At 71.3% G+C, this 18,491-nt stretch carries 17 protein-coding genes; 8 read left to right on the forward strand and 9 right to left on the reverse strand.

Annotation, left to right across the window (positions count from 1 at the left end):
* Positions 1-106 precede the first annotated feature (106 nt).
* Positions 107-1,141 (forward strand): rod shape-determining protein, encoded by a 1,035-nt coding sequence (locus tag ABIE67_RS15520; RefSeq protein ID WP_370257436.1) that lies wholly within the window; start codon positions 107-109, stop codon positions 1,139-1,141.
* A 371-nt stretch (positions 1,142-1,512) separates the two neighbouring features.
* Positions 1,513-1,833 (forward strand): dsRBD fold-containing protein, encoded by a 321-nt coding sequence (locus tag ABIE67_RS15525; protein ID WP_370257439.1) that lies wholly within the window; start codon positions 1,513-1,515, stop codon positions 1,831-1,833.
* Positions 1,834-1,871: 38 nt separating this feature from the next.
* Here ABIE67_RS15525 and ABIE67_RS15530 read toward each other — a convergent pair whose 3' ends face one another.
* Both ABIE67_RS15530 and ABIE67_RS15535 read right to left on the reverse strand, forming a co-directional pair.
* The gene (locus ABIE67_RS15530; protein ID WP_370257441.1) at positions 1,872-2,555 is read right to left on the reverse strand and encodes a response regulator; all 684 of its coding nucleotides are present in this window, start codon (positions 2,553-2,555) and stop codon (positions 1,872-1,874) included.
* Between the two features lie 13 nt (positions 2,556-2,568).
* Entirely contained in the window at positions 2,569-4,260 is a 1,692-nt protein-coding gene (locus tag ABIE67_RS15535; RefSeq protein WP_370268631.1) for an ATP-binding protein, read from the reverse strand.
* Positions 4,261-4,405: 145 nt separating this feature from the next.
* Here ABIE67_RS15535 and ABIE67_RS15540 point away from each other — a divergent pair, with 145 nt between their 5' ends.
* The 6 genes from ABIE67_RS15540 to ABIE67_RS15565 all read left to right on the forward strand — a co-directional run bounded on the left by ABIE67_RS15540 (position 4,406) and on the right by ABIE67_RS15565 (position 11,590).
* Positions 4,406-5,365 carry a Bug family tripartite tricarboxylate transporter substrate binding protein gene (locus ABIE67_RS15540; protein WP_370268633.1) on the forward strand — a complete coding sequence of 320 codons (960 nt, stop codon included), beginning with the start codon at positions 4,406-4,408 and terminating at the stop codon, positions 5,363-5,365.
* Positions 5,362-5,901, forward strand: coding sequence for a tripartite tricarboxylate transporter TctB family protein (locus tag ABIE67_RS15545; RefSeq protein WP_370257443.1), 540 nt, complete (start codon positions 5,362-5,364; stop codon positions 5,899-5,901). The genes ABIE67_RS15540 and ABIE67_RS15545 overlap by 4 nt, the downstream gene beginning before the upstream one ends.
* A 34-nt stretch (positions 5,902-5,935) precedes the next feature.
* Positions 5,936-7,420 (forward strand): tripartite tricarboxylate transporter permease, encoded by a 1,485-nt coding sequence (locus tag ABIE67_RS15550; protein WP_370268635.1) that lies wholly within the window; start codon positions 5,936-5,938, stop codon positions 7,418-7,420.
* Positions 7,421-7,437: 17 nt separating this feature from the next.
* Positions 7,438-7,833 (forward strand): universal stress protein, encoded by a 396-nt coding sequence (locus ABIE67_RS15555; protein ID WP_370257444.1) that lies wholly within the window; start codon positions 7,438-7,440, stop codon positions 7,831-7,833.
* Between the two features lie 3 nt (positions 7,834-7,836).
* Positions 7,837-8,964, forward strand: a complete 1,128-nt coding sequence (locus ABIE67_RS15560; protein WP_370257445.1) for a DUF475 domain-containing protein — start codon at positions 7,837-7,839, stop codon at positions 8,962-8,964.
* An 886-nt stretch (positions 8,965-9,850) separates the two neighbouring features.
* Complete coding sequence (locus ABIE67_RS15565; RefSeq protein WP_370257446.1) at positions 9,851-11,590, forward strand: VanW family protein; 1,740 nt, start codon at positions 9,851-9,853, stop codon at positions 11,588-11,590.
* Between the two features lie 93 nt (positions 11,591-11,683).
* On the opposite strand, the gene ABIE67_RS15570 is transcribed toward ABIE67_RS15565, so the two are convergent.
* From ABIE67_RS15570 to ABIE67_RS15600, 7 genes are all read right to left on the reverse strand, one after another.
* Entirely contained in the window at positions 11,684-12,466 is a 783-nt protein-coding gene (locus tag ABIE67_RS15570; protein WP_370257448.1) for an alpha/beta fold hydrolase, read from the reverse strand.
* 71 nt (positions 12,467-12,537) lie between these two features.
* Positions 12,538-13,941 (reverse strand): MATE family efflux transporter, encoded by a 1,404-nt coding sequence (locus tag ABIE67_RS15575; RefSeq protein WP_370257452.1) that lies wholly within the window; start codon positions 13,939-13,941, stop codon positions 12,538-12,540.
* A 65-nt stretch (positions 13,942-14,006) separates the two neighbouring features.
* Positions 14,007-15,035: a cysteine synthase family protein gene (locus ABIE67_RS15580; RefSeq protein WP_370257454.1), complete on the reverse strand. Its 1,029-nt coding sequence runs from the start codon at positions 15,033-15,035 to the stop codon at positions 14,007-14,009.
* Positions 15,036-15,065: 30 nt separating this feature from the next.
* Complete coding sequence (locus ABIE67_RS15585; RefSeq protein WP_370257458.1) at positions 15,066-15,260, reverse strand: hypothetical protein; 195 nt, start codon at positions 15,258-15,260, stop codon at positions 15,066-15,068.
* A 46-nt stretch (positions 15,261-15,306) separates the two neighbouring features.
* Positions 15,307-16,395 carry a Y4yA family PLP-dependent enzyme gene (locus tag ABIE67_RS15590; RefSeq protein WP_370257461.1) on the reverse strand — a complete coding sequence of 363 codons (1,089 nt, stop codon included), beginning with the start codon at positions 16,393-16,395 and terminating at the stop codon, positions 15,307-15,309.
* On the reverse strand, positions 16,392-17,411 hold the full coding sequence (locus ABIE67_RS15595; protein ID WP_370257463.1) for an ornithine cyclodeaminase family protein: 1,020 nt from the start codon (positions 17,409-17,411) through the stop codon (positions 16,392-16,394). The genes ABIE67_RS15590 and ABIE67_RS15595 overlap by 4 nt, the downstream gene beginning before the upstream one ends.
* Positions 17,412-17,486: 75 nt before the next feature.
* Positions 17,487-18,479 carry a TauD/TfdA family dioxygenase gene (locus ABIE67_RS15600; protein WP_370257467.1) on the reverse strand — a complete coding sequence of 331 codons (993 nt, stop codon included), beginning with the start codon at positions 18,477-18,479 and terminating at the stop codon, positions 17,487-17,489.
* Positions 18,480-18,491 lie beyond the last annotated feature (12 nt).

Below are 18,491 nucleotides of genomic sequence, written 5' to 3' on the forward strand. Positions count from 1 at the left end.
GCCCCGCGCACGACCCCACACGCACGAGCCACTCGACCCACACACCCCAAGCGAGGCCCGCCACCCACCCGGCGGACCCATGGTCTGCGTCTTCGGGAGGACCCCCATGACCGCCACGCTGGAGCAGCTCCGCCGCTGCCACTTCGCCGTCGACCTGGGGGCGGCCAGGACGCGCGTCTATGTGAAGGGCGCCGGACTCGTCGTCGACCAGCCCTCCGCCGCCGCCGTCAACACCCGGACCGGCGCTCTCATCGCGGTCGGCGAGTTCGCGGAGAGGATGACCGGCCGCACCCCGGACTACATCCGCGTCGTACGGCCCGTCTCGGGCGGCACGGTCGTCGACATCGAGATGGCGCAGCGCATGCTGCGGCACCTGCTCGGCGACAAGGTGCGCCGGGCCCTGCGCCGCAAGCCCTTCCTGCGGGCCGCGGTCTGCACTCCGCACGACGCCGACCCGCTGGCCCAGCGCGCCGCCATCGAGACCCTCGTCGGCCTGGGCGCCCGGCGCGTGGAACTCGTCGACACGCTCATCGCCGCCGCGGTCGGGTGCGGGCTGCCCGTCGAGCAGCCCGAGGCCAGCATGATCATGGTGTGCGGGGCCGCCGCGACCGAGGTCGCCGTGCTCTCCCTGGGCGCCATCGTCACCGCCGAGCGCATCCGGGTCGGTGGCGAGGCCGTGGACCACGCGATCGTGCAGCACCTGCGGCACCAGCACGAGCTGATGCTGCCGAGCCAGAACGTACGCCCCCTGCAGCTCGCCCTGTCCGGCAACGGGCTCACGCCCCAGGGCCCGACCTCCACGGAGATCCACGGCCGCGACGTCTGCACCGGCCTCGCCCGTTCCGTCCAGGTCGACACCGCCGCCGTTCGGACGGCCATCCAGACCCCGCTCACCGCCGTCCTCGACAGCATCGGCAAGGTGCTGCGCGACTGCCCGCCCGACCTGGTCGCCGATCTCGCCGACCGCGGGATCATGATGGTCGGCGGCAGCGCGCTGCTGCCCGGCTTCGACGAGATGCTGCGGCAGGCCACCAGCATGCCCGTCCATATCGCCGAGCGCCCCGACGTCTGCGCCGTACAAGGCCTCGGCACCATGCTGGAGGGCAAGATCGAGCCCATGGAGCTGGACCCGGTCACCTGAGCCGTGCCCGGTCCTGACCTCCTAGTACGGAAGAATCCGCCCCGACGGCGTGCGCCGGTCGATCTCGCCCCTGGTGTCGCGGGGAGCGGCGGGCCGGCGGGTGACACGAACGCGAACGTGGGTCTGGCGGTTCATGGCGCCCTCCTCGTATCTCGGGTCCGTTGCGACCAGCCTTCTCTCCGCAACCTTTCGGCACATCGTGCCCACGGAGGCACTTGTCATGCCTCCGTGGGAGGAGCGGATGGGTGCGGAACTGGTCCCCCGGGATGAGTGCGCCCCCACGGGCCGGGCGCCGACCCGCGCTGGACCCGGCCCGGCAACAGGCGCACGCTCATCAGTAGGGCTCCCGACCCCGTACGGAAGTGATCTCGATGGAAGACAAGAACTGGACCGTCCAGATCCGCATCACCGAGGACGGCGACGACACCCGCGCCGAGGCCGTGCTGACCACTCAGGACACGGCTCAGGACACGGCTCAGGGCACCTCCCAGGACACAGCGACCGTCACCGGCCGCGGCGTGGCCCACCGCAATCCGATCGACCGGCCCATCCCCGAGATCGGCGACGAACTCGCCGCCAGCCGCGCCCTGGAGGACCTCGCCATCAGGCTGCACGACATCGCGTCGGACGACATCGTGGAGCTGGCCGGCCCGGTCGACCAGGGAGGCAGCCGGGCGTGGGAGAGGCCTTAGGGCCTGTCGTTTGGATCATGCCGGCGTCGCGACGGGCCCTAGGGCCTGTCCACCCAGCTGTACCGCCGCTCCGGCCGCCCCGCCTGCCCGTACCGCAGCGACACCTCCGCCTGTCCCGTGACGCTGAAGTGCTCCAGGTAGCGCCGGGCGCTGACCCGTGACACCCCGAGCCGGGCCGCGCACTCGGCGGCGGAGAGGGTGCCGTCGGCCGCCCGCAGCTCGCGTTCGATCAGCTCGGCGGTCTCCACGCTCATGCCCTTGGGCAGGGTGGCCGACGGAGCGGACGGCGCCGCGCCGCGCGCCAGCGCCCGGTCCACGTCGGACTGTCCGCTGACGACCGCCGCGTAGAGGTTGCTGCGCCGCGCCGCGTACTGCTCCAGGCGCGCCCGCAGATCCCCGGCGTCGAACGGCTTGAGCAGGTAGTCGACGACGCCCTGCCGTACGGCGCCCCGGACCGCGTCGGACTCGCGCGCCGCGCTGATCACCATGACGTCGCAGTCGTGCCCGGCGGTGCGCAGCCGCGGGATGATCTCCAGCCCGAACATGTCGGGGAGGTAGAGGTCGAGCAGCACCAGGTCCGGTTGCAGCTCGGCCACCGCGGTGAGCGCCTGCTCGCCGCAGTTCGCCGTGCCGATCACCCGGAACCCGTCGACGCCGTTGACGAATCCGCGGTGGATCCGGGCCACCATGAAGTCGTCCTCCACGATCAGCACATCGATCATCGGACTCTCTCCGTCATCTGACCCCCTCCGTCGCTCGGTCGGCCGGACGGCCGACGGACATCCGGGCGGTGAACATGGCGCCCGCCGGCGTGTTGGCCACCGACACCTCACCGCCCCGGCGTTTGCACACCAGCCGGGTGAGCGCCAGGCCGATCCCCCGGTCGCCGCCCTGCGCGGCCTTGGTGGTGAACCCGTGCGAGAACACCTCCTGCGCGAGCTCGGGAGCCACGCCCGGCCCCGAGTCCCGTACGACGATCTCCACGCTGGAGGCGTCCTGGCGCAGTTCCACCTCGACCCACGCCTCCTGGGTGTCCTCCCCGGCCCTGGCCCCGCTCGCCCTGGACCCGCTCGCGGCCGCGTCCACCGCGTTGTCCACGAGGTTGCCGAGGACGGTCGCCACGTCCGCGGAGTCCGTCGGCTCCAGCCGGTCCAGGGCCGTGCGCTCGGAGATCTTCAGCCGCACCTTGCGCTCGGCGGCGAGCGCCGACTTGGCCATGAGCAGCGCGGCGACGGCCCGGTCGCGGACCCGGCTGGTGAGGTTGAGGTCGAGCGACTCGCGGTGTTTGCGCAGGGCGCGGACGTACCGTACGACCTCGTCGTGCTCGCCGATCTGGATGAGCCCGGAGATGGTGTGCAGCTGGTTGGAGAACTCGTGGGCCTGGGCGCGCAGCAGCTCGGTGGTGCTGCGGAAGGAGCCCAACTCCCGCTCCAGCTGGGCGAGTTCGGTGCGGTCGCGCAGGGTCGTGACCGAGCCGAGGCGGCGGCCGTCCTTGGTGACGTCCATCCGGTTCATCACCAGGACCCGGCCCCGGCGTACGACGACCTCGTCCCGGCGCGCGGCGCCCGGCTCCTCGTCGTCCGCGGTGCCGGCCAGGACGTCGTACAGCCGCCCCTCGATCCCCAGGTCGGCCAGGCTCATCCCGACGCAGTTCTCGGGCAGGTCGAGCAGCCCCCGGCCGACGGCGTTCACGAGGGTGAGCCGCTGCTGCGGGTCGAGGGCCACCACGCCCTCGGCGATCCCGAAGAGCATCGCCTCGCGGTGTTCGGCGAGCCCGGCGATCTCGCGCGGCTCCATGCCGAAGGTCTGCCGTTTGATCCGCCGGGCCAGCAGCCAGGAGCCGGCCACCCCGAGGACGCTGGCGACGCCGAGGTAGACCAGCAGATAGGACGAGGCGCCCACCAGCCGCTGCCCGACCGACGGCGAGGCCCGCCCGATCATCACGGTGCCGAGGTGGTCCCCGGCGTTCCTGTTCTCCGCTCCGAGCACCGGCGCCTGCGCCACCAGTTCGATGACGCCGTTCACCGGCAGCTCGCCGGACCAGCCACGGCCGTCGGCGACCTGCGGGCCGTCGGACGGCATCCGGGTGCCGACCAGCGTGGGGTTGGTCGAGGCGACGATCTCGCCCGCGGCGTTCGAGACCGTGGCGGAGGTGACGCCGGACCTGGTGAGCGTGGACTGGAGCAGCGGCGCCAGCATCTCGGCCGGGGCGGGCCGGACGAGCTGGGTGCGCACGAGGGGGTTGCCCGCCAGCTCCTCGGCGAGCGCGGTCACCCGGCGTCCCTCGACCCGGTCGAAGGTCGCCTTCGACTGCGCCAGCGAGACCGCCGCGACGGCGGCCAGCACGATCACGACAATGGCGAGCTGCCATACGAGCAGCTCACCGGCGAGCGTCTGGCTCCGCTTTTGTCGTGCCGTTATGACCACTATGAACTCAACCTTCAATGGTCACAGAACCGAGACGGGGTGTCTCAGGAATCGCACAATCATGGCGCCGGATCCGGCCGAGCGAAAGAGATGAGCCATGAGAACTCGACGAGCCGCAGTTGTCGGAGCTCTTGCCGCCGTGTCGATGGTCGCGGTCAGCGCCTGTGGCGCCACCGCCGACAAGGAGGAGGGGAGCGGGGGCGGCGACGGGAAGCCCGTGACGGGGCTGCGCCTCATGGTCCCGAACACCCCGGGCAGCGGTTACGACCTCACCGCCCGCACCGTCACCCAGGTCATGCAGGACACCGACGTCGCCTCCGGTGTCCAGGTGTTCAACCTGCCCGGCGCCAGCGGCACGGTCGGCCTGCAGCGTCTGGTGAACGAGAAGGGCAACGGCAAGATGGCCATGCAGATGGGCCTGGGCGTCGTCGGGGCCTCGTACACCTCCAAGTCCGAGGCGACCCTGACCGACACCACGCCGATCGCCAAGCTGATCGAGGAGGCCGGCGCGATCGTCGTGCCGAAGGACTCCCCGTACAAGACGATGGACGACCTCGTCACCGCCTGGAAGGAAAACCCCAAGAAGCTCGCCGTGGGCGGCGGCTCCTCCCCGGGCGGCCCCGACCACCTCCTCCCGATGCAGCTGGCGAAGGCGGTCGGTATCAAGCCGAAGGACGTCAACTACGTCTCGTACGACGGCGGCGGGGAGCTGCTGCCGGCCATCCTCGGCAACAAGATCGCCTTCGGGGCGAGCGGGTTCGGTGAGTTCCTCGACCAGATCGAGGCCGGCCAGGTGCGGGTCCTCGCGGTGACCAGCGAGAAGCCGATCGACGCGCTCAAGGACGCCCCCACGCTCAAGGACTCCGGCATCGACCTGGTCTTCACCAACTGGCGCGGCATCGTGGCCCCTCCGGGCATCACCGCCGAGCAGAAGAAGACCTGGGTCGACTCGCTGACCAGGATGCACGACTCCGACGAGTGGAAGGAGCAGCTGGAGAAGAACGGCTGGGTCGACTCCTTCGTCACCGGCGACGCGTTCGGCACCTACCTCGCCGAGCAGGACAAGGCGGTCGCCGACATCCTGGCCGAGCTCGGGCTGGCATGAGCTCCCCGGTGAAGGACGACGGGATCGTGGCGGACTCCCGTCCGCCCCGGGAGGGCGGGGACCGCGCGCAGTACGGCGTGTGCGTGTTCCTCGCCCTGCTGGGCACCGCGGTGATCGTGGACGCCCTCGGCATCCCGCACATCACCAGCGGCACCGACCCGGTCGGCCCGCGCGCGGTCCCGCTGCTCCTGGGCGGCCTGCTCCTGCTGCTCGCGGTGCTGTACGCCGTGGACGTGGCGCGGGGCGGCCGCGGTGAGCCGGAGGGCGGCGAGGACGTCGACCTGTCGAGCGGCAGCGACTGGCGCACCGTCCTGCTGCTGATCGCGGTGTTCGTGGCGAACGCCCTGCTCATCGAGCGGCTCGGCTGGGTGATCAGCGGGGCCCTGCTCTTCTGGGGCACGGCGTTCGCCCTCGGCAACCGCCACTACGTCCGCAACCTGCTGATAGCGGTGACGCTCTCGCTCACGACCTTCTACGCGTTCGCGATAGGCCTCGGCGTGAACCTCCCCGCCGGTGTCCTGCAAGGAATCCTGTGAGGCCTGGCCCGTGACGGACAACCTGAACAACCTCATGCAGGGCTTCGCGGACGTCATGGACCCGCTGAACCTGCTGCTCGCCCTGGTCGGTGTCGTCATCGGCACCGCGGTGGGCGTCCTGCCTGGCATCGGCCCGGCGATGACGGTGGCCCTGCTCCTGCCGGTCACCTACGGCATGGAGCCGGTGCAGGCGTTCATCATGTTCGCCGGCATCTTCTACGGCGGCATGTACGGCGGCTCGACGACCTCGATCCTCCTCAACACCCCCGGCGAGTCCTCGTCCGTGGTCACCGCCATCGAGGGCAACAAGATGGCGAAGGCGGGCCGCGCGGCCCAGGCCCTGGCCACGGCGGCGATCGGCTCCTTCGTGGCGGGCACCATCGGCACCCTCCTGCTGGTTCTGATCACCCCGTTCGTGGTCGACTTCGCGGTCAGCCTGGGCGCCCCCGACTACTTCGCGCTGATGCTGCTGGCGTTCATCGCCGTGACGTCGGTGCTGGGCTCGTCCCGCGTCCGGGGCTTCATCTCGCTCCTCCTGGGTCTGACGATCGGCCTGGTCGGCATCGACTCGGTGTCGGGCCAGCAGCGACTCACGCTCGGCGTACCGCAGTTGGCCGACGGCATCGACGTCGTCGTGGTCGCGGTCGGCATCTTCGCGGTCGGCGAGGCGCTGTGGGTGGCCGCGCATCTGCGGCGCAAGCCGGCCGAGGTGATCCCGGTCGGGCGCCCATGGATGGGCAAGAAGGACTGGAAGCGGTCCTGGAAGCCCTGGCTGCGCGGGACGGCGTTCGGCTTCCCCTTCGGCGCGCTGCCGGCCGGCGGCGCGGAGATCCCGACCTTCCTGTCGTACGCCACGGAGGAGCGGCTGACCAAGCACCCCGAGGAGTTCGGCAAGGGCGCGATCGAGGGCGTGGCGGGTCCGGAGGCCGCGAACAACGCGTCGGCGGCGGGCACCCTGGTCCCCATGCTGGCGATCGGCCTCCCGACGAACGCCACGGCGGCCGTGATGCTGGCGGCCTTCCAGTCGTACGGCATCCAGCCCGGCCCGCTGCTCTTCGAACGCGAGGCGAGCCTGGTCTGGGTCCTGATCGCGAGCCTCTTCATAGGCAATCTGCTCCTGCTGCTCCTGAACCTCCCGCTGGCTCCGGCGTGGGCGAAGCTGCTGCAGATCCCGCGCCCGTATCTCTACGCGGGCATCCTCTTCTTCGCGTCGATGGGCGCCTACGCCGTCAACGCCCAGCCCCTGGACCTGTTCCTCCTCCTCGCCCTGGGCCTCCTCGGCTTCGCCATGCGCCGCTTCGGACTGCCGGTCCTGCCGCTGATCGTCGGTGTGATCCTGGGCCCGCGCGCGGAGTTGCAGGGCCGGCGCTCCCTCCAGTTGTCCGGAGGTGAGTTGTCGGGTTTGGTGGGCGGTCCGGTGTCGTACTCGGTCTATGCGGTGATCGCGCTGGTCCTGCTGTGGCCGCTGATCCGCCGTTTCGTGGTAAGTCCCCTGCGCGCGCGAAACGCCGCCACCTGAGACGTCTGGAGTTCGAGATGACCATCCTGGTCGGCTACGTCCCCTCCCCCGAGGGCGAGGCTGCCCTGCGGGCAGGGATCGACGAGGCCCGCCGCCGAGGCGAGAAACTGCTGGTGGTGAACACCACCAAGGGTGACTCCCTGGTGGACCCCCGCTTCGCCCAGGAACCCGATCTGACCCACGTACGCGAGGACCTCTCGGCCCTGGGCGTCGACTTCGACGTCCGTCAGGTCCTGGGCGCCCGTGACGCGGCCGCGGAGATCATCGACCTGGTGGAGACGACGGGCGCGTCCATGGTGGTGATCGGCCTCCGCAAACGCAGCGCGGTCGGCAAACTGATCATGGGCTCGGCGGCGCAGCAGATCCTGCTGGGCGTGGACTGCCCGGTCCTCGCCGTGAAGGCGGAGGGCTAGGCGATGATGCTGCGAACCTTCGGCTGGTCGTTCGCCATCACGGTGGTCGGCCTGGTCTTCGCCGCGTGGCAGTGGGGCTGGGAGGCCTTCGGGATCGTACTGATCCTGTCGATCCTCGAAATCTCCCTGTCCTTCGACAACGCGGTCGTCAACGCCGGGATCCTGAAGAAGATGAACGCCTTCTGGCAGCGGATCTTCCTCACCGTCGGCATCCTGATCGCGGTGTTCGGCATGCGGCTGGTCTTCCCGGTGCTGATCGTCGCCATCAGCGCCCAGGTCGGACCCGTCGAGGCGGTCCAGCTCGCCCTCGACGACCCCGACCGCTACCAGGACCTGGTCACCGACGCCCACCCGGCGATCGCGGCCTTCGGCGGCATGTTCCTACTGATGATCTTCCTCGACTTCATTCTCGAGGACCGCGAGATCATGTGGCTGACCTGGCTGGAACGCCCGCTCGCCAAGCTCGGCAGGATCGACATGCTGTCGGTCTGCGTCGCGCTCGTCGCCCTGCTGGCCACGGCGATGACCTTCGCCACCCACGCCCACGTCAGCACGGGCCACGCGGACAAGGCGGCCACGGTGATGCTCTCGGGCGTGGCGGGCCTGATCACGTACCTCGCGGTCGGCGGCCTCTCGTCCCACTTCGAGAACAAGATCGAAGAGGAGGAGGAACACGAGCACGAGGAGGAGGAGAAGGCCAGGGCGGAAGGCAAACCGGTCTCGGCAGTCGCCCTCGCGGGCAAGGCGGCGTTCTTCCTCTTCCTCTACCTGGAGGTCCTGGACGCGTCCTTCTCCTTCGACGGCGTGATCGGCGCCTTCGCCATCACCAACCACATCTTCTGGATGGCGCTCGGCCTGGGCATCGGCGCGATGTACGTCCGTTCGCTGACCGTGTACCTGGTCCGCCAGGGCACCCTCGACGACTACGTCTACCTGGAGCACGGCGCCCACTACGCCATCGGCGCCCTCGCCACGGTCCTCCTCATCACCATCCAGCACCAGATCAGCGAGATCATCACCGGCCTGATCGGCGTCGTCCTCATCGCCGCGTCCTTCCTCGCCTCCGTCCGCCGCAACAGGGCCCTGGCGGCCGCCGAGGACGAGAAGCCGGAGGTGCAGTCCGGGGTGTGACGCGAACGCCGCCCCCCAGCGTGGGAACGCAACCCATCCGCCGGCCGGACCGTGCGGATGCGCTGCGTTCCCATTGGCCGTTCGGCAGGGGCCTCGGCCGCGGCACCGGCGGCCGGGGCCAGGAACGCTCCGACAGCTCACGCGGTACAGGCCACCGGCCCACCCGGAGGCGACCCGCACCACGCCCCTGACCGACCGCGCACGCCCCCTCAGACGCCCGAAGACGGTCAAACCGCCCGGCCAACACGCCCCCCACCGAAGACCACCCCGCCGCAACTCGCCCGACACGCGCCGCTCGCGCCCATCGCGCCCATCGCGCCCGCAGCGCTCAGCACCGAAACCCCACCGCACACACCCCTTCCGACGCCCGACCACGACCACCCACCCGGCCAGCCACGCACTCCCCACCCACCACCGAAGCCCCCCGGACGCGACTCCCACCACACACCCCGCTCGCGTCCACAGGGCCCCGCACCGAAACCCCACCGCACACACCCCTTCCGACGCCCGACCACGACCACCCACCCGGCCAGCCACGCAGTCCACGCCCACCGCCCGAGAAGCACCCGGACGCGACTCCCACCACACGCCCCCATCGCGCCCGCAGGGCCCCGCACCGAATCCCCCCACGCCCCTCAGACACCCCCAAGGCCGACAGAAACGCCCGGCAACACACCCGGGGCGCGCCCACCGCCGAAGACCACCCCGGCAGGGGCCCCGCACCGTTTCCGACCCGTCGCCGCTGCGGCGTGCGCGTGATCCGGAACATACGTGGTCTGCGACATAGGCGTTTTCGCCCGATTATGGCTAGCTGGATGTGCTTGCCTCGCGCACAGCGTCGCGTCATCGGGCGCGCCGTCCCGTCGATCGTCCGCCTGGGAGACCCATGCGCCTGCGCGTCCCCGCTGTCCAGCGAAACGCCTCAGCATCCCGTATCACCTCCGTCCCGCCCCTCGCCCTGGCCGGCGGCGCCCTGACCGTCGGTGTCGGCGGCCTGTATCTCGCCGGGCTGCTGATGGCGGGCGGGGACATAGACGCCGGTACGACGGTGCGCGGGGTGAACATCGGGGGCCTGAGCCGGGCGGATGCCATCCGGAAGCTGGAGGAGCGGCTGGGGTCGGCCGGCTCGCGGGACCTCGCCGTGACCGTCGGTGACCGCGAGGGCACGGTCGATCCGCGGCGGGCCGGCATCACCTTCGACTTCGAGGAGACCGTCGACCGGGCGGTGCGGGCCGACGACATCGACCCGCTCACCGTGATCGGCGGACTCTTCCGCACGGGCGGCCCCGTCGAGCCGGTCGTACGCGTCGACGAGGACAAGGCCCACGCCGCCCTCGGAAAGCTGGCGAAGTCACTCGACCAGAAGGTCCGTGACGGCGCCGTCGCCTTCACGGACGGCGAGGTCCGCCAGGTCGCCCCGCACAACGGCTACGCGCTGGACACGGACGCCGCGGTCGCCCCGCTGAGCGCGTCCTTCCGGCGCGGCGACGCGGGCGCCGTGACGGCCCTGCCCACCCGTGAGACGAAACCCGAGATCACGGCGGAGGAGGTACGCCGGGCGGTGCGCGACTTCGCGCAGCCGGCCATGTCGGCCCCGGTGAGGCTCACGGCGGCCGACCGCCGCTTCACGATCTCCCCGGACGTCCTCGGCGAGTACCTGACGATGCGGCCGGACGACACCGGCAGGCTCACCCCGGAACTCGACGCCGAGGGCCTGCGCGCCTCCCCCGCGGTGGCCCGCAACCTGTTCGGCCTGCCCGCCGAGCCCCGTAACGCCACGCTGCGCCTGGACGGCGACCGGGTCGTGGCGGCCGACGACGCCAGGTCCGGCGTACAGATCACCGACAAGGCGCTGGGCAAGGCCGTACTGCCCCTGCTCACCAAGTCGGGCACCGACCGCACCGGCGAGGTGGAGGCGCGCGTGACACAGCCGCAGGTGACCGCCGAGAACGCCGCGCGGCTGGGCCTGACGGAGAAGATGTCGTCCTTCACGGTCAACTTCGAAGCGGCGCCGTACCGCACGAAGAACATCGGCCGGGCGGTGGAGCTCATCAACGGCTCCGTCGTCATGCCGGACAAGATCTGGAGCTTCAACCGCACCGTCGGCGAACGCACCGAGGCCAACGGCTTCGTCGACGGCATCATGATCCTCAACGACGAGTTCACCAAGGCGCCCGGCGGCGGTGTCTCCGCCGTGGCCACGACCATGTTCAACGCGATGTTCTTCGCGGGGGTCAAGCCCGTGGAGTACGGCGCCCACTCGTTCTACATCGAGCGCTACCCGGAGGGCCGTGAGGCGACGGTCGCCTGGGGCAGCCTCGACCTGAAGTTCGACAACGACTCCGGCAACGCGATCTACATCCAGGCGGAGTCCACCGACACCTCGGTGACCATCACCTTCCTCGGCACCAAGAAGTACGACGAGATCGGGTCGGTCACCGGACCGCGCACCAACGTGAAGCAGCCGGAGAAGAAGGTGAACAGCGACGAACGGTGCGTCCCGCAGACCCCGTTGGAGGGCTTCGACGTCACCGTGCAGCGGGTCTTCGTCGCCGACGGCCGAGAGGTGAAGAGGGAGCCGTTCCGCACGCACTACACCCCGCGGGACGAGATCGTGTGCGAGTGACGCCCCTTCTCGGGGCGGTGCATCCGCTTCTGGGGGCGGGCGCGTCCCCTGCTTGAGGCGGCGCGTCCGCAGGAGGTGGTGGCCTCCGCTGCCTCAGTCGGCACTCGCGGACAGCAGGAGGCCGGCGATCCGGCCGGGGTCGTCGGACATGGGTGAGTGCCCGCAGCCGGGCAGCCGGACATGGCGGGCTCCCGGCAGGAGCCGGGCTGCGCGGTGGGCCTGGTGCCGGGGCGTCAGAAGGTCCCGGGTGCCCCAGGCGACCGTGACCGGGACGCCGGGGGTGAAGCCGGTCAGCCGGTAGGTGCGAGCTGCTCGACGGGTGGCTCTGAAGCCGGGTGCGCGGGCCAGGTCGCGCAGGGCGCCGTCGGCCGTTCCCGGCGTCATCCGCCAGGGACGCGCGACGAGTTGCCAGAACGCGAGCGTGCGGCCCAGGGGGTTGCCGGTCACCCGTGCCGTGCGGTGGCCGAGGCTCTCCGCCATCGTGCGCGCGACGAGAAGCGAGCCGAGCGCGTAGGCGGCCTCGGGGCCGGTCCACAGGCCGATCGGGGACAGGGCGACGGCGCTGCCGACCACGCCGGTCCGGGCGAGTTCGAGTGCGACGGCGCCGCCGAGCGAGTTGCCGACGACGGGCGGACGGGTGAGGCCGACCGCGGTGAACCAGGTGGCGACCTCGGCGGCGAGTGCCTGGACGGTGGGGGTGGTGCCGCCCGGCAGTTGTGGGCTGTCGCCGAATCCTGGCAGGTCGACGGCCACGACCTCGCGTTCGCGGATCAGCAGCTCGATGACGGGCGCCCAGCCCTCCCGGTCCAGCTGCCGGATCACGACCAGGGGCGCCCCCGTGCCGCGGCGACTGCTGGCGAGCTGAACATCCGGCATATGGGAACCATACGGGCATGATCAGGGGGCGCACGAGCTGATCGGGCCCGTCCGTGCGGCGGCCGTGAGCTTCAGGCGGTGGCCGGCTGTCCGGCCGCGCGCAGGGACAGGGCTTGGTGGTAGCGGCGCAGCAGGAGCAGCGCGGTGGCGGCGAGGCCGGTGAGCAGGCCGAGCCAGACGCCGACGGTCTCCAGGCCAGCGAGTTGCCCGAACAGCCAGGCGGCGGGCAGGCCGATCAGCCAGTAGCCGACCAGGGTGATCCGGAAACCGCTCTTGGTGTCGTCCAGGCCGCGCAGCAGGCCGACGCCGATGTTCTGGGCGCAGTCGAAGAACTGCAGGACGGCCGCGACCAGCAACAGGTTCGTGGCGATGTCGGTCGCGCCGTGCCCGTCGGCGGACGACGGGTCGAGGAACGGGCGCAGCACCAGGCCGGGGACCGTGAGGTAGACGACCCCGACCACGGCCATCACGGCCGCCGCGCACGCGAGTGCCGTGTTCTTGATGCGCTGGGCCGCCTCGATCCGGTCCAGGGCGAGTTCGCGACTGACGTTGAGGGACGCGGCGTGCGACAGGCCGACCGCGATCTGGAAGACGATGTAGATCAGCTGGTTGACGGCGGTGTGCGCGGCCAGCGCGGCGCTGCCGAAGGTGCCGATCAGCAGGGCGACGACCGAGAAGAAGCCCGCTTCGGAGCCGTAGGTGGCGGCGATGGGCACGCCCAGGCCGGTCAGCCGGCGCAGGGTGGCCGGGCGGGCCTTCCAGATCCGGACGTCCAGCAGCGGGGCGAGCCGCGGGTCGCGGCGGGCGGAGGCGTACAGGGCGAGGCAGGTCAGCAGGTAGACCAGCGAGGTGGAGATGCCGATGCCGGGCAGGCCCAGCTCGGGCATGCCCCAAGTACCGTGGATGAACGCCCAGTTGAGGCCCACGTTGACCGCGACCGAGGCGAGGGTGATGCGCAGCAGGGCCTGGGGGCGGCGCATGCCGACGGTGAACTGGCGGATCGCCTGGAACCACAGGCAGGGGATCAGGCCGGGGGCGAGGGCGAGCAGCACCGGCCAGGCGGTGTCGACGACCTCGGGGTCCTGGCCGAGGTAGGCCACGGCCCGCCCGATCAGCAGGATGACGAGCGCGCCGACGGCCCCGGCCAGGGTGGCCAGCGCCAGCGCGGCACGGACCACGTCCCGGACCTCCTCCGTGGCCGCTTCGGAGAGTTCCTCGTCCTCGTCGGCGCGGGCGGAGGCGGCGGACACCTGGTTGCCGACCGCGGTGACGAGGCCGACGCCCATGGTGCGCAGCTGGTTGAAGATGACCAGCGCGAGGCCGCCGCCGGCCAGCGCCTCGGCGCCCATCAGGCCCATCATCACCGTGTCGGTGGTGGTGAGGGCGACCTGGGCGAGCTGCGTCAGCGCGAGCGGGACGGCCAGGGTCGCCAGGGCGCGGCTGTCGCGGAGCAGGGTGGTGAGCGGTGTCGGCATCGGAGTCAGTTCTCGCGGGGTGGTGTCGGCATCGGTCAGTTCTCGCGGAGTGGTGTCGGCATCGGTCAGTTCTCGCGGAGTTCGGTCAGCAGCTCGTCGATCTCGCGCTCGACGGCCGGGGCGATGAGATCGCGGGCGCTCATCCAGTCGTCGTTGAAGACGGTGTCCATGTACTTCTCGCCTCCGTCGTTGATCAGCGCGACCATAGTCGTGCCCGGCGCGAGCGAGGACATCCGGGTCAGGGCCTCGTACACCACCCCGCCCGCGGAGCCGCCGATGAGCAGGCCGATCCGGCGGGCCAGCACGCGCGCGGTGGCGAACGCCTCGATGTCGCCGACCTTGGCGCCCTCGTCGAGCAGGTCGTAGTCGACCATGGCACCGATGGTGGCGCCCTCGGGCGTGCCCGTACCGGACTGGTAGTAGTCGTGGGCGGGCGGCCCGAAGGCGATCGACCCCTTGGGTTCGACGCCGACGATCCGCACCCCGGGCACGGACTTGCGCAGTTCCCCGCCGGTCCCGAAGAGTCCGCCGCCGGTCCCCACGGCGCCTATCAGGATGTCGACACGGCCGTCCAGGGCGGCGTCGAGTTCATGCGCCACCGGTCGGTAACCGTGCCCGTTGGCCTGGTTGTTGTGCTGCTCGGTGAAGTAGGCGTTGTCGCTGTCCGCCGCCAGCTTCTCGGCGAACTCCTCTCGGGCGGCCGTCGCCAGCTCCTCGTCCCCGTCCTCGGCGACATAGACGAGTTCGGCGCCGAGCGCCTTCATGCCGCGCAGCTTGTCGGCGGCGGCGTGATGGTCGACGACGGCGGTGAAGGTGTAGCCGCGCTCGGCGGCGATGACAGCCAGGCCGAGGCCGGTGTTGCCGGAGGTGGACTCGACGATACGGCCGCCGGGGCGCAGCAGTCCGCGGTCCTCGGCGTCGAGGACCATCTGCCGGGCCATGCGGATCTTCGCGGTGCCGGTCGGGTTGAACTGTTCGAGTTTGAGCAGGAGTCGGCTGCCGGTGTTGGTGCGGCACAGTTCGAAGAGCGGGGTGTGGCCGATCAGGTCGGAGACCCGGCTGACCACAGCGGGACGCGAGAGCGCCTTGTCCATCGGATGGCTCCAGTGTTCGAGGGGAGAGAGTCAGGCGAGTGGATGGCGGTCGAACCGCCAGCGGGTCGTGCCGCCGGCGGCGTCGAGGACGACCTTCGGGGGGAGCGGCAGCTCGTGGAAGGGGGACTCGTTGGAGTCCATCTGGTATCCGGCGGTGTTGGGGTAGACGAGCAGATCGCCGACGGCCGGCCGGGCGGGGAAGCGCACCTTGCGCCAGGTGACCATGTCGGACTCCAGGCAGGTGGCGCCGCCGACGCAGGCCGCGTACGGCTCACCCGGCGACGCGTGGGCGGGGCAGCAGCACCGGATCCGGCAGGTACTCGCTGCTGAACCACTGCTCGGACAGGCTCAGGCTGCTGCCGTCCACGGTGACGATGCCGTATCCGGAGGGTCGGTCCTTGACGCCCTGGACGCGGAAGACCGTGCAGCCGGCCCGGTCCAGCAGCGCCCGGCCGGGTTCGAGGAGCAGCCGCACGCCCGCCTCGCGCAGTCGCCCGGCGAGACCGTCCGCGGCGAGGACCGCGCGCAACGCGTCGGGGCCCGCCACCGGTGAGTGGTACGGGTAGAAGTCGGCCGGGTCGAAGGACTTGCCCGCGTGATAGTGCTCGGGCCGCTGGTCGCGCAGGAAGCGGTCCCAGTGCTGTGCGTCCGTGTAGTCGACGGCGAACCCGCCGCCGATGCTGATCCGGTCGGCGCGCAGGCCCAGCGCCCTCGCCTTGAGACACAGGTCGACCAGTTCGGCGGCGAGTTCGGCCCGCAGGAGGGGGTCGTAGCCGGAGAGGTGGAAGGAGAAGCCCTCCATCACGACTCCGGCTTCCCGGCACCGTACGAGAGCTGTCTCCAACTCCCCGTCGTCCAGCCCGAACCGGCTGTGCGGCTGGGCGGGCGGAAGGCGTCGGAGCAGCACACGCGCGGGACGCCCGACCTCGATGACGCGTTCCAGTTCGTCGAGGGCGTCCACCGCGATCAGACACCCTTGGAGCACGGCGACCCGCAGCAGAGCGTCGGCCTTCGCGGGACCGGTCACGACGATGTCCTCGCCCCGGACACCACACCCCAGCGCGTCACGCAGTTCACCGCTGCTGGCGACATCGACTCCCGTACCGGACAGGGCGCACCGCTCGATCCACGCGGCCGCCTTGTTCGCCTTCTTCGCGTAGTACACGCGCCCCTCGACGCCGAACTCGTCGAGCACCGCTCCGAAGGCGGTGGCATTGGCGTCGAAGCGGTCGGGCAGCAGCAGATGGAAGGGGCCGCCGATCGCGTACGACAGCTCGTGCGGAAGCGGGCCGGCCAGGATCGCGTCGAGCCGCGGATCCGGGTGGGCCGGCAGCGGCGGGGCCGCCGTCGTGCGGGTCACTGCCACAGCGACACCCGCGTCCCCAGTCCCTGCTCGATGGCGAGCTGGGCGAAACGGTGACCGAGCGCGATGTCGGTGACGACGAGCCCGCTGTTGTACGCGAAGATCCGCTCGTCCGGCGTCCGCCGGCCGGCCGCGCGTCCCGCCACGACCTCCGGAAACTCGGCGTCCACGGCCGGGAAGTTGCCGTCCGCGTCGGCCATGTCGGTGCCGGTGACCTTCATCTGCGCCTCGCTGGTCGCGATGACCCGGTCCGCCCGCTGGAGCGTGGACGGCGCGATGCCGTGGCCGACCAGGATCGACAGGGCACCCGGCTTCAGGTCGTCGGACTCCACGGCGGCCGGGGTGTGCTGGCCGGCGGTGGCGACCACGACGTCGGCGTCGGCCGCGGCGGCCCGTACGTCGTCGACCACCTCCAACTCCCGGTCCGGGAAGTAGTGGTGGAGCCGTTCGCGGACCGCGGCGAGGCCGTCGGGGTGGGTGCCGTAGACCATGAGCCGGTCCAGGTCCGGCAGCGTGGTGAGCAGGAAGGGCAGCGCGAGACGGCCCTGGGTCCCGGTGCCGATCACGAGGGCGCTGCGGCTGCCGGGCGGCGCGCACTCGCGGGCCAGCAGCGCCGAGACGGCCGGGGTGCGCAGCGAGCCGATGCGGCCGCAGTCCATCATCGCGAGGGGCAGTCCGGTGACGTCGTCGTAGACGGTCAGGGTCGTGTAGTAGTGCTGCTGTTCACGGGACTTGTCCAGGCCGTGCTTGTACGACGTCTTGATCGCGACGACCTCGCGGACACCGTCGCGGCCGAGCATGGCGTACGAGACGGAGTGGCCGTCCTCGGGCTTGACGGTGAGCTTGCGCGGGTTGGCGGACCTGCCGTCGGCGAGGGTGCGGTACGCCTGCTCGACCACGTCGACCACGTCGGTCAGGGAGATGTCGATGCCCGCGAGGTCGCTGGTGCTCAGGATGCGCAGGGCCTTGTCGTCCGCGGCAGTGTCGTCCGTGCGTGTGGAGGTGCCGGTCACGGCTGTTCCCTTCGTGCGAGGGGGTTCGGACCAGGGGATTCGGGCCAGGGATCGGTCAGGGAAGGTGACGGGGGATCACACGAGGGCCACGAGCGCGGCCTGCCCGTACCCGTGTTCGTCCGCCTCGGCGAGGGGGCGGCTGCGGCGGCCTGGGACGCGTACCGAGGCGCGCTTGAGCCAGCGGTCGGTGCCGTCGTAGCGGGCCCGGAACGGCACCCGGCCGTGCACGACCATGTCGTTGTCGACGACCAGGACGTCACCGGGCTCCAGGGCGACGGCGACCGAGACGCGTTCGAGTTCGGCGGTCAGCCGGTCGTAGGCGGCGCGGTAGTCGGCGGGTGCCTCGTCGAGCGGGGTGTAGGCGGGGTCGTAGCGCAGGGTCGGGCCGGCCGCGGTCTGCCACAGGGCGGGGACCTTCGGCGGCTGCTGCCCCGTGAAGGACTGGGCCTCTGCGTAGGCGTCGTCGGGGAGGATCGGCAGCACCGGGCGGGACAGCAGCGCGACATCGTCCGGCGAGAGGCGGACCTTGCGGATGCTGGCGGCGGTGGTGGCGACGGCGTCGTGGTTGCGCATGCAGGCGAGCAGCAGCAGGTGGGCGCGGCCGGGGTGGAAGGCGTCCTCGGTGTGCGGGCTGAGCAGCACGGTGCTGCTCGCGCCGGTCTGCTCGTCCTCGTGGCCGGGCGAGGGCACGATGTTGTGCACGAAGCGGCCCTCCTGCTGCCCTTCCCAGGCGATGGGGTGGCCCATGGCCGTGGCGAGCAGCAGCAGGATCACGTCCCAGGCGGCGGCGCGGTCGCCGGCCGTGGCCCAACTGCCGGGCGTGGGACCGATTCCGTCGTCGTCGACGGGCAGGCCGCGCAGGACGTACAGGCCGTCGTCGGTGTCGACCGGGCGACACGCTTGCCGAATCGTTTCTCCCAGACGGGTGGCGGATGTCGCGACCCGGCGGAGCAGTTCCGGCCGCGCGGCCGAACTGCCGAAGTCGGCAAGGATCTTGTGGGCGGTCTCGGTCAGCTCGTCGACGGCGTGCGAGTCGAGCTGCCGTATGGGTGCGGCTCCCGTGGGCATGGCGCAGACATC

The sequence above is a fragment of the Streptomyces sp. V4I8 genome, assembly GCF_041261225.1.
GTDB lineage: Bacteria > Actinomycetota > Actinomycetes > Streptomycetales > Streptomycetaceae > Streptomyces.

Excerpts from the sequence above, each read along its gene's own strand:
- ABIE67_RS15560 (WP_370257445.1), top strand. The coding sequence starts at position 7,837 with ATGATGCTGCGAACCTTCGGCTGGTCGTTCGCCATCACGGTGGTCGGC.
- ABIE67_RS15600 (WP_370257467.1), bottom strand. The coding sequence starts at position 18,479 with ATGCCCACGGGAGCCGCACCCATACGGCAGCTCGACTCGCACGCCGTC.
- ABIE67_RS15520 (WP_370257436.1), top strand. The coding sequence starts at position 107 with ATGACCGCCACGCTGGAGCAGCTCCGCCGCTGCCACTTCGCCGTCGAC.
- ABIE67_RS15540 (WP_370268633.1), top strand. The coding sequence starts at position 4,406 with ATGGTCGCGGTCAGCGCCTGTGGCGCCACCGCCGACAAGGAGGAGGGG.
- ABIE67_RS15565 (WP_370257446.1), top strand. The coding sequence starts at position 9,851 with ATGCGCCTGCGCGTCCCCGCTGTCCAGCGAAACGCCTCAGCATCCCGT.
- ABIE67_RS15570 (WP_370257448.1), bottom strand. The coding sequence starts at position 12,466 with ATGCCGGATGTTCAGCTCGCCAGCAGTCGCCGCGGCACGGGGGCGCCC.
- ABIE67_RS15580 (WP_370257454.1), bottom strand. The coding sequence starts at position 15,035 with ATGGACAAGGCGCTCTCGCGTCCCGCTGTGGTCAGCCGGGTCTCCGAC.
- ABIE67_RS15585 (WP_370257458.1), bottom strand. The coding sequence starts at position 15,260 with ATGGTCACCTGGCGCAAGGTGCGCTTCCCCGCCCGGCCGGCCGTCGGC.
- ABIE67_RS15555 (WP_370257444.1), top strand. The coding sequence starts at position 7,438 with ATGACCATCCTGGTCGGCTACGTCCCCTCCCCCGAGGGCGAGGCTGCC.
- ABIE67_RS15525 (WP_370257439.1), top strand. The coding sequence starts at position 1,513 with ATGGAAGACAAGAACTGGACCGTCCAGATCCGCATCACCGAGGACGGC.
- ABIE67_RS15530 (WP_370257441.1), bottom strand. The coding sequence starts at position 2,555 with ATGATCGATGTGCTGATCGTGGAGGACGACTTCATGGTGGCCCGGATC.
- ABIE67_RS15545 (WP_370257443.1), top strand. The coding sequence starts at position 5,362 with ATGAGCTCCCCGGTGAAGGACGACGGGATCGTGGCGGACTCCCGTCCG.
- ABIE67_RS15575 (WP_370257452.1), bottom strand. The coding sequence starts at position 13,941 with ATGCCGACACCGCTCACCACCCTGCTCCGCGACAGCCGCGCCCTGGCG.
- ABIE67_RS15550 (WP_370268635.1), top strand. The coding sequence starts at position 5,936 with ATGCAGGGCTTCGCGGACGTCATGGACCCGCTGAACCTGCTGCTCGCC.